Raw genomic sequence first — 12786 nt, forward strand, 5'->3', positions numbered from 1 at the left:
CGGGATCCCCTTGTTGGATCTTCTATCGTCAGCGTTTGAAACCGAGCGCGATCTGTTCGATGCGCGTCAGAATGTCCTTGAGATGCGTGCGAAGCCGCTCCGCCTTGTCCTTGTCATAGGCAAAGGGCGGCATTTCGCTTGCAAGATGGGTCGATTGGGCAAGCTCCATCTGAATGGCATGCACGCCATTTTCCGGCTTGCCGTAATGACGGGTTGTCCAGCCGCCCTTGAAACGGCCGTTGAGAATGCTGGTATAGCCTTCGGCCGCGGCGGTCGCCGTCACGGTGGCCTGTTCGATCGCCGAATGGCAGGTGACGCCGTTGTCGGTGCCGATATTGAAGTCGGGCAGCTTTCCCTCGAAAAGGAAGGGAATGTGCGAACGGATCGAGTGGCAGTCGTAGAGAACGGCCACGCCATGGATGGCTTTGACGCGCTCGATTTCGGTGGCAAGCGCTGCATGATAGGGCGCATGGAAATCGCGCAGCCGCACGGCGATATCGTCCGCTGACGGCGCTTGACCATTCTTCCAGATCGGCTTGCCGTCGAAATCGGTCTCCGGTACGAGGCCGGTCGTGTTCTGGCCGGGATAGAGGCTCACGCCGGCCGGATCGCGGTTGGCATCGATCACGTAGCGATGGAACGTCGCCCGCACGGTTGTTACGTCATCGAGCAGTCCGTCATAGAGATCGTGGATATGCCAGTCGGTATCGGCAAGCAGGCGGCCATTGTCGTTCAATCGTTCCCAGATCGCCGGCGGCACATTCGTTCCCGTATGGGGAAAGCCGAGGATGACGGGGGATGAGCCGCGGCGGACTTCGAAGACCGGCATTATCAGGACTCCAGGATTGGCAGGATACCGGAAGAGACGGCAGCCGTGAGGGCGCCGGCGGAGACGAGGTCGCTCGCGGCTTTCAGGTCATTCGCCATGTAGCGATCGAGATCGAGCGACGGGACGGCGAGGCGGATTGCGGCGATTGCCTTCTGAAGTTCGGGGCTGGTTGCAAGCGGCGCGCGCAGTTCGACCCCCTGAGCTGCGGTCAGCGCCTCGATGCCGATGATGCCGAAGAGATTGTCCGTCATGGCGAGCAGGCGGCGGGCGCCGTGGCAGGCCATGGAGACATGGTCCTCCTGGTTGGCCGAAGTCGGCGTCGAATCGACGGAGGCGGGGTGAGACATCTGCTTGTTCTCCGACATCAGCGCAGCGGAGGTGACCTCGGCGATCATCAGGCCGGAATTGAGCCCCGGCTGCTTGGCAAGGAAGGCCGGCAGGCCGTAGGAAAGGGCGGGATCGACCAGCAGTGCGATGCGGCGCTGGGCAATCGCGCCGATTTCGCAGACGGCAAGCGCGATCTGGTCAGCGGCGAAGGCGACCGGCTCGGCGTGGAAATTTCCGCCGGAAACGACGGAATCGTCGGAAAGGACCAGCGGATTGTCGGTCACGGCATTTGCTTCGATCTCCAGGGTGCGAGCGACGGAGCGCAGGAGGTCGAGGCAGGCTCCGTCGACCTGCGGCTGGCAGCGGATGCAGTAGGGATCCTGGACGCGCTCGTCGCCCTCGATATGGCTCTGGCGAATGACCGAACCTTCGAGCAGGGCGCGCAGGGCCGCCGCCGTATCGATCTGGCCTCGGTGGCCGCGCAGGGTATGTATATCCGGATGGAAGGGTGCTGAAGACCCCATCGCCGCGTCGGTCGACATGGCCCCGGTAACGAGTGCTGCCTGTGCGGCGCGATGGGCGCGGAAGAGACCGGCAAGTGCCAGCGCCGTGGAGACCTGCGTGCCGTTGATCAGGGCAAGGCCCTCCTTGGCGGCAAGCACAACCGGCTCCAGCCCGGCTTTGCGCAGGGCTTCCGAGCCCTCCAGCCGTTCATCGCCGAAGAAGGCTTCGCCATGGCCCATCATGACGGCGGTCATATGGGCAAGCGGCGCGAGATCACCGGAGGCGCCGACGGACCCTTTTTCAGGAATGACCGGGATGACGCCTTTTTCCAGCATGCCCCCGAGCAGCCGCACCAGCTCCAGGCGGACGCCGGAGGCGCCGCGGCCGAGCGAGATCAGCTTCAATGCCATGACTAGGCGCACGACATTTTCCGGCAATGGCTGACCGAGGCCGCAGCAATGCGAGAGGATGAGATTGCGCTGCAGGGTGGCGACATCGGCGCTGTCGATCCTGATGGAGGCAAGTTTGCCGAAGCCGGTATTGATGCCGTAGACCGGCATATTGCCATCGGCAATTTCGGCGATCCGAGCGGCAGAGCGCGCTATGCCGGCATCGAAGGAGGGATCGAGCCTTGCCGGCTCGCCGGTCCAGTAGATTCTCTCCAGCTCCCGCAGCGAAACCGAGCCCGGATGGAGGGTGATGGTCATCGGTCGATCCTTTCGCCCTTGAATATGCTTGCATGAAGCGGATTGAAGCCGATGCGATAGACGAGCTCGGCCAGGCTCTCGATATCCCAGATAGCAAGATCGGCAGATTTGCAGGCCTCCAGCGTCCCGATTTCGCCGAGCAGCCCGAGGGCGCGGGCGCCTTCGCGGGTCGCGCCGGCGATGCATTCCTCGACCGTCAGGCCGAAAAGCGTCGCCGACATGTTCATGGTCAGGAGCAGCGATGTCAGCGGCGAGGTGCCGGGATTGCAGTCGGTGGCGATGGCGATGGGCACGCCAGCCTCGCGCAGCGCCTTGACCCGCGGTTTCTGCTTTTCGTTGATGGCGTAGAATGCGCCGGGCAGCAGCACGGCAACCGTGCCGGCCGCGGCCATCGCCCTTGCACCATCATCGTCCAGATATTCAAGATGATCGGCCGATAGCGCGCCGTAGGAGGCGGCAAGCTTCGCGCCGCCGAGATTGGAGAGCTGCTCGGCATGCAGTTTCACCGGAATGCCCAGCGCCGTTGCCTTGTCGAAGACGCGAGCGATCTCGGAGGTCGAAAAGGCGATGCCTTCGCAGAAACCGTCGACGGCGTCGGCAAGGCCTTCGGCATGCGCCCGTTCCAGCCCCGGCAGGACCACGTCAGTGATATAATCGTCGTTGCGTCCCTTGTAATCCACCGGTGTGGCATGTGCAGCAAGATAGCTGGTGACGACGCGGACGGGCCGAGCCTCTTCCAGCGCGCGGGCGGCACGCAGCATCTTCAGTTCTGTCTCGATATCGAGGCCATAACCGGATTTCACCTCGATGGTGGTGACCCCTTCCGCAAGCAGCGTATCGAGCCGCGGGAGGGCGGCTTCAACCAGGCCTTCGACCGGAAGAGCCCGTGTTGCGTTTACGGAGGAGACGATGCCGCCGCCGGCGCGCGCGATTTCCTCATAGGTCGCGCCTTCCAGGCGCATCTCGAACTCGCGGGCGCGATTGCCGCCATGGACGATATGGGTGTGGCAATCGACGAGGCCGGGGGTCACCCAGCGGCCTTCGAGGTCGATGATCTCGGACTTCTCGATGGCGGAGGCGGGCAGATCGCTCTCGGCGCCGGCGAAGGTGATGCGGCCGCCCGCGGAGACGATTGCGCCTTTCTCGATGACGCCAAGGACCGCCTTGTCTGCGGCAAGTGTCGCAAGCCGTGCATTGCGCCAGAGGCGTGAAGGGCTACCGGAAGCGGAGTCTCGTTCGGAAAAATTGTTCCCACTCATCAGCTTTACGCCTTTCCTTATGCGTCAACATGTATATACATAATGGATGAGGTGACAAGGGAAAATTTGTGTGTCGCTGAAAAAAGGGAAGGGAGAGATCATGATCAAACTTCACGCAGGCTCGGCGCTGCTGCCGGAAGGTTGGCGCAAGAACGTGCGGCTGACCCTCGGGGACGGCCGCATCGCAAGCATCGAGGCCGATGTCATCAGGGACAAGACGGATGAGCATCACGCGGTTCTGGTCCCTGCCATGCCGAACCTGCACAGTCATGCCTTTCAGCGGGCGATGGCGGGTCTTGCGGAAGTGCGCGGGCCGGCAAACGACAGCTTCTGGAGCTGGCGTACGGTCATGTATAAATTTGCCCTGTCGATGACGCCCGAGCATATCGAGGCAGTTGCGGCCCAGCTCTATATCGAGATGCTGGAAGCCGGTTTCTCGCGCGTCGGCGAGTTTCACTATCTGCATCATGACAAGAACGGCAGTCCCTATGCGAACATTGCCGAGCATGCGGAGCGCATCGGCGGCGCCAGCGCCGAGACAGGTATCGGCCTGACGCTGCTGCCGGTCTTCTATGCGCATTCCGGCTTCGGAGGCGCAGCACCGATCGAAGGTCAGCGGCGCTTCATCAATTCGCTCGATCGATTCCAGTCGCTCATGGCCGGCTGCCGAGCGGTCATCGATCGTCTCCCGGGCAGCGAACTCGGTGTTGCGCCACACAGCCTCAGGGCAGTGACGCCGGAGGAGCTTGCGAAGGTCGTAACACTCGCCGGCGATGGTCCGATCCATATCCATGTCGCCGAACAGGTGAAGGAGGTGGAGGATTGCGTCGCCTGGTCCGGTGCGCGGCCGGTCGAATGGCTGCTCGACCATGCGCCGGTCGACCATCGCTGGTGCCTGATCCATGCCACGCATATGACGGATGATGAGACGCGACGCATGGCGCGAAGCGGCGCCGTCGCCGGCCTCTGCCCGGTCACGGAAGCCAATCTCGGCGACGGCACCTTTCCCGCGCCCCTCTTTTTGCAGGAAGGCGGGCGTTATGGCGTCGGCTCCGATTCCAACATCCTGATTTCCGTGCCGGAGGAACTGCGGCAGCTCGAATATTCGCAGCGTCTGGCGCTGCGGGCCCGCAACGTTGTCGCAACGCCGGGCGGATCGACGGGGCGCGCGTTGTTCGATCACGCAGTCGAGGGCGGCGGAGCGGCGCTAAGAGCTGCGGCGGGTTTGAAACAAGGCAATCCTGCCGATATCGTCTCGCTCGATGTCGGAGCCGTGCCTTATCTTTCCGGCGATCAATGGTCGGACCACTGGATCTTCGCCGGCGGCGTTTCCGTCGATTGCGTCTGGGCGTTTGGCCGCAAGCAGGTCGAGGGCGGGCGGCATATCCGTCGAGAAGCCGTCAACCGGCGCTTTCTCCAGACCATGAAAGAACTGCTGGACGCGTGAGGAGGGTGCTTTTGATCCTTAAATCGATTCCGATTTTCGGGTTTATGTACTAGATGAGCTTCGAAGGATCGAAGGGACGGCCTGCGGGAATGAGCGAAGTCAAGGATGCAACCCTGCATCAGCGGATATTGAGCGATATCGAAGGCCGGATCGTGACGGGCGAATGGCCGCCGGGACACCGCATTCCCTTCGAGGTCGACCTGGCAACGCAGTATGACTGCTCACGCATGACCGTGAACAAGGCGCTCACACAGCTCGCCAAGGCGGGTCTCATCGAGCGCCGCAAGAAATCCGGCAGCTTCGTGACGCAACCGCGGGCTCAATCCGCCGTCCTCGAAATCCACGACATCAAGGCGGAAGTTCAGTCCCTGAACCTGCCCTATTCCTATTCGATCATGAGGCGCGTCCGGCGCAAGGCGAAGGCCGCGGACGGCCGGCGGCTGGACCTGCCTGATTCTTCACCCGTGCTCGAGGTCGTCTGTCTTCATCATGCCGGGTCGCGCCCCTTCTGCCTGGAAGAGCGCCTGATCAGCCTTTCGGCCGTACCGGAAGCTGCCGAAGCGGAATTCACCGATATCGCACCCGGCGCGTGGCTGCTCAACCAGGTGCCCTGGAGCACGGCCGAGCACATGATTCACGCCATATCGGCCGATGTGGAAGAGGCGGCGGCACTCGACGTGCCACGCAACAGCGCCTGTCTTGTCGTAGAACGACGAACCTGGAGCAGCGTGGGCCCGGTAACCCATGTCCGCCTTACTTATCCCGGCGACCGCCACAGGCTGGTGGCGCGCTTCACGCCGGCGACACAATGAAGTCAGGTTCCATATATAACCTGACTTATCTTCATTCCTCGAACATCTTGCCGCTATGTGTCTGCAGCCGGTAACGATGGCCCGGATAGACGAGCCGCGCCAGGGAAACCACCTGCCTGGCCGACCAGGTGCGGCGGCGGATCGTGAGGCAAGGCTCCGTCTTCAGAATGGTCAGCAGCTTGCATTCCCAGGACTGCGGCATGGCAGCCTCGACGACGTGCTCCGAGCCGCTCAAGGGGGCCGCCATCGTCAGGTAGGCGTTGGGCGTCAACGTGGTGAAATCCTGCTCGAGATATTCGGGTGCTGCCGCGGGATTGACGAAACGATCCTCGATCTGCACAGGAACGTCGTTCTCGCTATGGACGAGGAGCGAATGAAAAACCGGTGCGCCGATCTCCAGCTCCAGGGCGTCGGCAATCTCCGGAGAAGCGGTTTCCTGGCCAAGGACGACGACCGCTGCCTGGTGGGAGTGGCCTCTTTCGGCGATTTCCTCGGCGATATTGCGGACTTCGAACAGCGCGGAATACCCCTTGCGTTCCGCCACGAACGAACCGACACCCTGGATGCGCACCAGTTCCCCCTCGCTTGCCAGCTCGCGCAGCGCCCGGTTCGCCGTCATCTTGCTGACGCCCAGTTCGACGACCAGTTCGTTCTCCGAGGGGATGCGATGCTTCGGGGGCCATTCGCCGCTGTGAATGCGGTCGAGAATCATCTGCTTGACGCCGGCATAGAGCGGTGCGCTATCGTTCTCCGTCAATCCACGCTTCATGTCGCTCAGACGTTTCATTGCCTATTCCTTTTGCATGAACGGAATTCGCCCGAAAAATCGACTTCCCTCTTGCATAACATAAAAACTGTCATATGCTACCCTATACAACCTCCCGATCAGCTTGACCAGTCGTCAGGATGCGGGCAAGCCGGCGAAGACCGGTAAAAACAGCCGCAGGGCCATCCGCAACCTCAGAGGAGATTCTCTTTATGAAGCTCAGCACAATTCTTCTTTCCGGCGCGCTTGCGCTATCCGCCTTCGCAGGTCCGGCCATGGCCAAGGACTGGAAGACGGTGACGATTACGCTTGAAGGTGCCTATGCACCGTGGAACCTGACCAACGCCGACGGCTCGCTCGGCGGCTTCGAGCCGGAGCTTGCCAAATATCTGTGCGACAAGATGAAGGTCGAGTGCAAGCTGGTGGCTTCCGACTGGGATGGCATGATCCCGGCGCTCAACGCCGGCAAGTTCGATGTCATCATGGATGCGCTCTCCATCACCGACGAGCGCAAGCAGGTCATCGACTTTACCATCCCCTATGCGGCGACGCCGGCTGCCTTCGCGACCGCCAAGGACAGCCCGCTGGCAAATGCCGCAGGGACCGGCTCGACCATCAAGATGACACCGGGCCAGACCGGCGTGAAGGAGGTCGATGCACTGAAGGAAGCCTTCAAGGGCAAGACGATCGGCATCCAGGCGGCGACCGTCTATGCCAAATTCGTCTATGACAATTTCGGCGATATCGCCACCATCCGCGAATATAAGACCGGCGCGGACCGCGATCTCGATCTGCAGAACGGCCGTATCGACCTCGGCTTCGATGACGCTGTCTATTTCGCCAATGCTTTTGCTGCCGCCAACGACACGCTCGCCTTCACCGGTCCGGAAATCGCGGGCCCGATCTGGGGCGAGGGCGAGGGCCTCGGCATCCGCAAGGCGGATACGGACCTGCGCGACAAATTCAACGAAGCGATCAAGGCGGCACTTGCCGACGGCACCGTGAAGAACCTCTCGATGAAGTGGTTCAAGATGGACGTGTCCCCGCAATAATCGTCTCCAGTTCGCGCTTCAGGCCGAGGTGGTCGGGAGCGCGAGCCTGGCCGCCGGCTTTATCGCCGGCGGTCCCATGCTATGGTGAAATCCTAAATCATTGACCGCTCGGGACGGGGAACGAACGAGATGGCGACACTGCAATTGCTTGGATTCGGTCCGACGGGATGGGGCGCGCTGTTGCTCGTCGCGGCATTGATGACGCTCTGCGTTACGGCCGTCGCACTGGCGATCGGCGCCGTGCTCGGCGCAATCGTCGCGGCGGCAAAGCTCTCCAGCAATTTCTTTCTCATTGCACTCGGCAACGCCTATACGACCGTCTTTCGCGGCGTGCCGGAGCTTCTCATCATCTATCTCATCTATTTCGGCGGCTCCTCGGCGGTGACCGCGATCGGCAAGTCTTTTGGTTACGAGGGTTTTCTCGGCCTGCCGTCCTTTGCGGCCGGTGCGCTCGCCGTCGGTATCATCTCCGGGGCCTATCAGGCCGAGGTCTTCCGCGGCGCCTTTCTCGCCATTCCCAAGGGTGAGCTCGAAGCGGCGTCTGCCATCGGCATGCATCGCGGCATGCGCTTTCGGCGCATCATCATGCCGCAGGTGCTTCGCCTGGCGATCCCCGGCATGGGCAATGTCTGGCAGTTGAGCCTCAAGGATTCCGCGCTGATCTCCGTCACCGGCCTGGCGGAGCTGATGCGCACCAGCCAGGTCGCGGCCGGCTCGACGCGGCAATACTTCCTGTTCTTCATCGTCGGCGGCTGTCTCTATCTGATCCTGACCAGTCTCTCCGACCGCGTCTTCACCGGGGCGGAGCGCCGCGCCAACCGCAGCATGCCGGCTGCAGCAATGGGCCGGGCATAGGGAGCGCGCCGATGGATTTCGCCTTTCTTTCACAGACCATGGTGACGCTGCTCGAGGCCTTGCCGACGACGCTGGCGCTCTTCTTCCTGTCGATCTTCTTCGGCGGACTCCTGGCGCTCGTGATCGTCTGGATGCGTGTCGGCGGCAATCCCGTCCTCTCGGCTTTTGCGAAAGGCTACATCTTCGTCTTTCGTGGGTCGCCGCTCCTCATCCAGATGTTCCTGGTCTTCTATGGCCTCGGCCAGTTCGGCTTCATCCGCTATTCGTTCCTCTGGCCGTTCCTGCGCGAACCCTTCGTCTGCGCCGTGCTGTCATTGGCGCTCTGCACGGCCGGCTATTCGGCGGAGATCTTCCGCGGCGGCATCCGCGCGGTTTCCCCACGCGAGATCGAGGCGGCCCGCTCGATCGGCATGTCCGGCTTCCTGCTGGTGCGCCGAATCCTCGCGCCGATCGCCTTCCGCCATGCGCTGCCGGCCTATTCCACCGAGATCGTATTGATGATGAAGTCGACGGCGCTCGCCAGTCTCGTGACCGTCTGGGAAGTGACGGGTGTCGCACAGCGGCTGATTTCGCAGACCTATCGCACGATGGAAGTCTTTCTCTGCGCGGCCCTCATCTATCTCGTTCTCAACTTCATCATCCTGCAGGCCATGGCCCTGCTTGAATACTCGCTCTCGCGCCATCGCCGCGCTGTTCCGCCGGCGTTGAAGGCGACGGCGTCTTTGACCTGATTGGAGCAATCATGCCCGGTGTCACCCGACTTTCGGTCCGCAACATCCGCAAGAGCTTCGGCACGCATGAGGTGCTGCGCGGCATTTCCCTCGATGCCGAGGACGGCGACGTGATCTCCCTGCTTGGCGCCTCGGGGTCGGGCAAGTCGACATTCCTGCGCTGCATCAATCTCCTGGAGATCGCGAGCGATGGCGAGATCTGGGTGGATGGCGAGCATATCCGCATGGTGCACAAGGGCGGCCGCAGCCGGCCGGAGAGCCAGAAGCAGGTGGATCATATCCGCTCCGAGCTCGGCATGGTGTTCCAGTCCTTCAATCTCTGGTCCCATATGACAATCCTGCAGAATGTCATCGAGGGGCCGGTGCATGTCCTGAAGCGGCCGCGCGCCGAATGCATCGCCGAGGCAGAAGCTCTCCTGGAAAAGGTCGGCATTGCCGACAAGCGCCATGCCTATCCGGCGCATCTTTCCGGCGGTCAGCAGCAGCGGGCAGCGATCGCCCGGGCGCTTGCCATGAAGCCGAAGGTGATGCTCTTCGACGAGCCGACTTCGGCACTTGATCCGGAGCTTGTCGGCGAGGTGCTGCGCGTCATGCGAGCTCTGGCGGAGGAGGGCATGACCATGCTCGTCGTCACGCACGAGATGAGCTTCGCCCGCAACGTCTCCAACCGTGTCGTCTTCATGCGCGAGGGCCTGATCGAAAGCACCGGCACGCCGGACGAGATGTTCGGTGGCCACGGAACACCGGCCTTCCGCCAGTTCATCGGTCATTTCGGAAAGGCATCATGACGATCACGATCGATACCGTGCTCGGCTGGCGGGATGTTGCCCGCGTCGCGGCAGGAGAGTCGCTTTCGCTTTCCGCCGCTGCGTGGGAACGCGTCGCGGACGCGAGCCGCATCGTCGAGCGCATCGTCGAAACGGGGGTGCGTGCCTATGGCATCAATACCGGCGTCGGCGCGCTGTCGGATACGGTAGTCGACAGAGCCTCCCAGAGCCGGCTGTCGCGCAACATCATTCTCAGTCATGCCTGCGGTGTCGGCGAGCTCTTGGGGTCGCGCGAGGTGCGGGCCATCATCGCCGCGCAGATCGCCAATTTCGCCCACGGGCATTCCGGCGTGCGGCCGGAAATCGTCCGCCATCTCGCAACTTTCCTGGAAAAGGACTGTATTCCGGACGTGCCCTCGAAAGGCTCGGCGGGTTACCTGACGCATAATGCGCATACAGCGCTGGTCCTGATCGGGGAGGGCAGTGCTCGGGTGGCGGGAGAGCGTATGGGCGGAGGCGAGGCACTGGGCAGGATCGGTCTCGATCCGCTGGTGCTCGGGGCCAAGGAGGGCCTCAGCCTTGTCAATGGCACGGCCTGCGCCACGGGTCTTTCGAGCGTGGCGCTCGCTCGGGCCGAACGGCTGCTCGACTGGGCTGACGCGGTGGCGGCGTTGACGCTGGAGGCAGTAGGCTGCCAGATGGCCGCTTTCGACGAAGCCGTTTTGGCGCTGCGGCCCTCAAGGGGCATTGCGACCGTCGGGGCTTCGCTGCGCAAACGCCTTGCGGGCAGCGGCCTCGTCGCGGCCGCGATCGGCAAGCGAACGCAGGATGCTCTCAGTCTCCGTTCCGTCCCGCATGCCCATGGCGCGGCCCGGGATGTCTTCGACAATTCCGCCCGCGTCGTCGATCAGGAACTCGCCTCGGTCACGGACAATCCTGCCGTATCCGGTACGCCGGAAAATCCCGTTGTTTCCTCGGAAGCGCATGCGGTCGCGCCGGCGCTGGGCCAGGCGGCCGATAGCCTCGCGATCGCGCTGGCGCAGGTTGCAGCAATGAGCGAGCGGCGCATGGACCGGATGGTCAATCCACTGGTGAGTGGCCTGCCGGCCTTCCTTGCCAGCGATGCCGGCAGCAATTCCGGGTTCATGATCGCCCAATATACGGCAGCCGCCCTCAGCAACGAGAACCGCAGGCTGGCGGCGCCCGCGGCGACCGATGGCGGACTGACCTCCGGCTTGCAGGAAGATTTTCTGGCGCATCCGACGGCAGCCGCAAACAAGCTGCTGGCGATCATCGACAACGCCGAATATATCCTGGCCATAGAGCTGATGGCGGCGGCGCAGGCGCATGATTTCCTGGCTTCAACGGCGACGCGTGCCGCCGGCACCGACAGGATCCACCGACTGGTGCGCGAGCGTGTCGCCCATTATGCGGACGACCGTCCCTTGAGCAATGATATGGAAGCGTTGCGCATCCTGATCCGTGAAAACGCGCCGCCGGCGCTTGGCTGAAAGCACAGAGGTTTTTTCCATGACTGCTCAATTCGATGTCGCCGTTATCGGCCTCGGGGCCATGGGCAGCGCGGCTCTTGCCTATCTTTCCGCGCGGGGCGTCAAGGCGATCGGTATCGATGCCTATTTTCCGGCGCATGCGATGAGCTCCTCCCATGGCGACAGTCGGCTGATCCGTCTCGGCTATTTCGAGGATCCTTCCTATGTGCCTCTTCTGAAGCGCGCCTATGAGAACTGGAGAGCGCTTGAAGCACGGCTCAGTGCCGATATCCTGACGATCACCGGTGTCCTGCAGATCGGCGCACCGGATAGCAAGATCGTCAGCGGCACGCGGGCTTCATGCGAAATGCACAACTTGGCCTATGAGGAGCTCGACCGGAAAGCGATGGCCGCCCGGTATCCGTCCTTTGCGTTGGACGAAGGGGAGATAGCGCTGCTCGATCCTCAAGGCGGCTATCTCCGACCGGAAGCGGCGGTCATGGGCTATCTGAAGCTTGCGGCCGAAGATGGCGCGGTCCTGCATTTCGGCGAAAAGGTGACAGCGCTCGAGCCGGATGATGCGGGTATGATGATCTCCTCACCGCTTGGACGATATCGTGCAGGCAAGGTCATCGTTTCGACGGGCTCATGGATCGCCGAGCTGGTGCCGCAGCTGAAAGAGCACGCCGTTCCGATCCGTCAGGTGGTCGCCTGGTACCAGCCGCGCGACGGATTCGTCACCCAGCCGCAGCGCATGCCGGCCTTTCTGCGTGACGAGGGGCCAGAGGGGTCGTATTTCGGCTTTCCGGCAATCGGCGTGGACGGGGTCAAGGTTGGGCGCCATGCGCATTTCATGGAACCGATAGACCCGAACCAGCCAAACCCGCCGGTCAACGACCGGGACACGGCCTTGCTCGACGGCTTCATCGCCAAGCGGCTGCCGGCCGCCGCAGGACTACGCGTCAAGGCCACGACCTGCCGCTATACGATGCTGCCGAGCGAGGATTTCCTGATCGACCTGATGCCCGGCGAACGGCGCGTTGTCGTCGCCTCGCCCTGCTCGGGGCATGGATTCAAATTCACCAGTGTCGTTGGCGAGATCCTAGCGGATCTGGCAATGGAGGGCGGCACGCCGCTTCCGATTGCCGCATTTTCCTTCGCGGCAATGGAGCGGTTCTTGGCGAATAGGGCGATTACGGCAGCGCCGCGCTGAATACTGCCCAAGCTATTCGGCGCAGGC

12 protein-coding genes are annotated in these 12786 nt (G+C 62.7%); 8 read left to right on the forward strand and 4 right to left on the reverse strand.

What is annotated here, in order from left to right; genetic code table 11:
* Window positions 1-28: 28 nt before the first annotated feature.
* Genes hutG through hutI form a run of 3 tightly spaced genes read right to left on the reverse strand, consistent with a single transcriptional unit; the run spans window position 29 to window position 3626 of the window.
* On the reverse strand, window positions 29-829 hold the full coding sequence (hutG, locus tag AAE029_RS11245) for an N-formylglutamate deformylase (protein ID WP_371072925.1): 801 nt from the start codon (window positions 827-829) through the stop codon (window positions 29-31).
* 2 nt (window positions 830-831) lie between these two features.
* The gene (gene hutH / locus AAE029_RS11250; RefSeq protein WP_371072926.1) at window positions 832-2367 is read right to left on the reverse strand and encodes a histidine ammonia-lyase; all 1536 of its coding nucleotides are present in this window, start codon (window positions 2365-2367) and stop codon (window positions 832-834) included.
* On the reverse strand, window positions 2364-3626 hold the full coding sequence (hutI, locus tag AAE029_RS11255; RefSeq protein ID WP_371072927.1) for an imidazolonepropionase: 1263 nt from the start codon (window positions 3624-3626) through the stop codon (window positions 2364-2366). Before hutI ends, hutH (AAE029_RS11250) begins: the two co-directional genes overlap by 4 nt.
* 100 nt (window positions 3627-3726) lie before the next feature.
* On the opposite strand from hutI, the gene AAE029_RS11260 reads away from it, so the two are divergent.
* Both AAE029_RS11260 and hutC (AAE029_RS11265) read left to right on the forward strand, forming a co-directional pair.
* On the forward strand, window positions 3727-5073 hold the full coding sequence (locus tag AAE029_RS11260) for a formimidoylglutamate deiminase (RefSeq protein ID WP_371072928.1): 1347 nt from the start codon (window positions 3727-3729) through the stop codon (window positions 5071-5073).
* An 89-nt stretch (window positions 5074-5162) separates the two neighbouring features.
* Window positions 5163-5885, forward strand: a complete 723-nt coding sequence (gene hutC, locus AAE029_RS11265; protein WP_371072929.1) for a histidine utilization repressor — start codon at window positions 5163-5165, stop codon at window positions 5883-5885.
* A gap of 31 nt (window positions 5886-5916) precedes the next feature.
* On the opposite strand, the gene hutC (AAE029_RS11270) is transcribed toward hutC (AAE029_RS11265), so the two are convergent.
* Complete coding sequence (gene hutC, locus AAE029_RS11270) at window positions 5917-6672, reverse strand: histidine utilization repressor (protein WP_371072930.1); 756 nt, start codon at window positions 6670-6672, stop codon at window positions 5917-5919.
* Between the two features lie 191 nt (window positions 6673-6863).
* On the opposite strand from hutC (AAE029_RS11270), the gene AAE029_RS11275 reads away from it, so the two are divergent.
* From AAE029_RS11275 to solA, 6 genes are all read left to right on the forward strand, one after another.
* Window positions 6864-7703, forward strand: coding sequence for a transporter substrate-binding domain-containing protein (locus AAE029_RS11275; protein ID WP_371072931.1), 840 nt, complete (start codon window positions 6864-6866; stop codon window positions 7701-7703).
* A gap of 129 nt (window positions 7704-7832) precedes the next feature.
* Window positions 7833-8558, forward strand: a complete 726-nt coding sequence (locus AAE029_RS11280) for an ABC transporter permease (RefSeq protein ID WP_371072932.1) — start codon at window positions 7833-7835, stop codon at window positions 8556-8558.
* An 11-nt stretch (window positions 8559-8569) separates the two neighbouring features.
* Window positions 8570-9289 (forward strand): ABC transporter permease, encoded by a 720-nt coding sequence (locus AAE029_RS11285; RefSeq protein WP_371072933.1) that lies wholly within the window; start codon window positions 8570-8572, stop codon window positions 9287-9289.
* Window positions 9290-9300: 11 nt separating this feature from the next.
* A complete protein-coding gene (locus tag AAE029_RS11290) occupies window positions 9301-10077 on the forward strand; it encodes an ABC transporter ATP-binding protein (RefSeq protein WP_371072934.1) in 777 nt (258 codons plus the stop codon).
* The gene (gene hutH / locus AAE029_RS11295) at window positions 10074-11567 is read left to right on the forward strand and encodes a histidine ammonia-lyase (RefSeq protein WP_371072935.1); all 1494 of its coding nucleotides are present in this window, start codon (window positions 10074-10076) and stop codon (window positions 11565-11567) included. Before AAE029_RS11290 ends, hutH (AAE029_RS11295) begins: the two co-directional genes overlap by 4 nt.
* 19 nt (window positions 11568-11586) lie before the next feature.
* The gene (gene solA, locus AAE029_RS11300) at window positions 11587-12759 is read left to right on the forward strand and encodes an N-methyl-L-tryptophan oxidase (RefSeq protein ID WP_371072936.1); all 1173 of its coding nucleotides are present in this window, start codon (window positions 11587-11589) and stop codon (window positions 12757-12759) included.
* Window positions 12760-12786 lie beyond the last annotated feature (27 nt).

The sequence above is a fragment of the Sinorhizobium sp. CB7 genome (assembly GCF_041357635.1).
GTDB lineage: Bacteria > Pseudomonadota > Alphaproteobacteria > Rhizobiales > Rhizobiaceae > Rhizobium.

What these genes read in the sequence shown, in the direction of transcription:
- AAE029_RS11275 (WP_371072931.1), top strand. Translation starts at nt 6,864, where the DNA reads ATGAAGCTCAGCACAATTCTTCTTTCCGGCGCGCTTGCGCTATCCGCC.
- hutC (WP_371072929.1), top strand. Translation starts at nt 5,163, where the DNA reads ATGAGCGAAGTCAAGGATGCAACCCTGCATCAGCGGATATTGAGCGAT.
- hutG (WP_371072925.1), bottom strand. Translation starts at nt 829, where the DNA reads ATGCCGGTCTTCGAAGTCCGCCGCGGCTCATCCCCCGTCATCCTCGGC.
- AAE029_RS11280 (WP_371072932.1), top strand. Translation starts at nt 7,833, where the DNA reads ATGGCGACACTGCAATTGCTTGGATTCGGTCCGACGGGATGGGGCGCG.
- AAE029_RS11290 (WP_371072934.1), top strand. Translation starts at nt 9,301, where the DNA reads ATGCCCGGTGTCACCCGACTTTCGGTCCGCAACATCCGCAAGAGCTTC.
- AAE029_RS11285 (WP_371072933.1), top strand. Translation starts at nt 8,570, where the DNA reads ATGGATTTCGCCTTTCTTTCACAGACCATGGTGACGCTGCTCGAGGCC.
- hutI (WP_371072927.1), bottom strand. Translation starts at nt 3,626, where the DNA reads ATGAGTGGGAACAATTTTTCCGAACGAGACTCCGCTTCCGGTAGCCCT.
- hutC (WP_371072930.1), bottom strand. Translation starts at nt 6,672, where the DNA reads ATGAAACGTCTGAGCGACATGAAGCGTGGATTGACGGAGAACGATAGC.
- solA (WP_371072936.1), top strand. Translation starts at nt 11,587, where the DNA reads ATGACTGCTCAATTCGATGTCGCCGTTATCGGCCTCGGGGCCATGGGC.
- AAE029_RS11260 (WP_371072928.1), top strand. Translation starts at nt 3,727, where the DNA reads ATGATCAAACTTCACGCAGGCTCGGCGCTGCTGCCGGAAGGTTGGCGC.
- hutH (WP_371072935.1), top strand. Translation starts at nt 10,074, where the DNA reads ATGACGATCACGATCGATACCGTGCTCGGCTGGCGGGATGTTGCCCGC.
- hutH (WP_371072926.1), bottom strand. Translation starts at nt 2,367, where the DNA reads ATGACCATCACCCTCCATCCGGGCTCGGTTTCGCTGCGGGAGCTGGAG.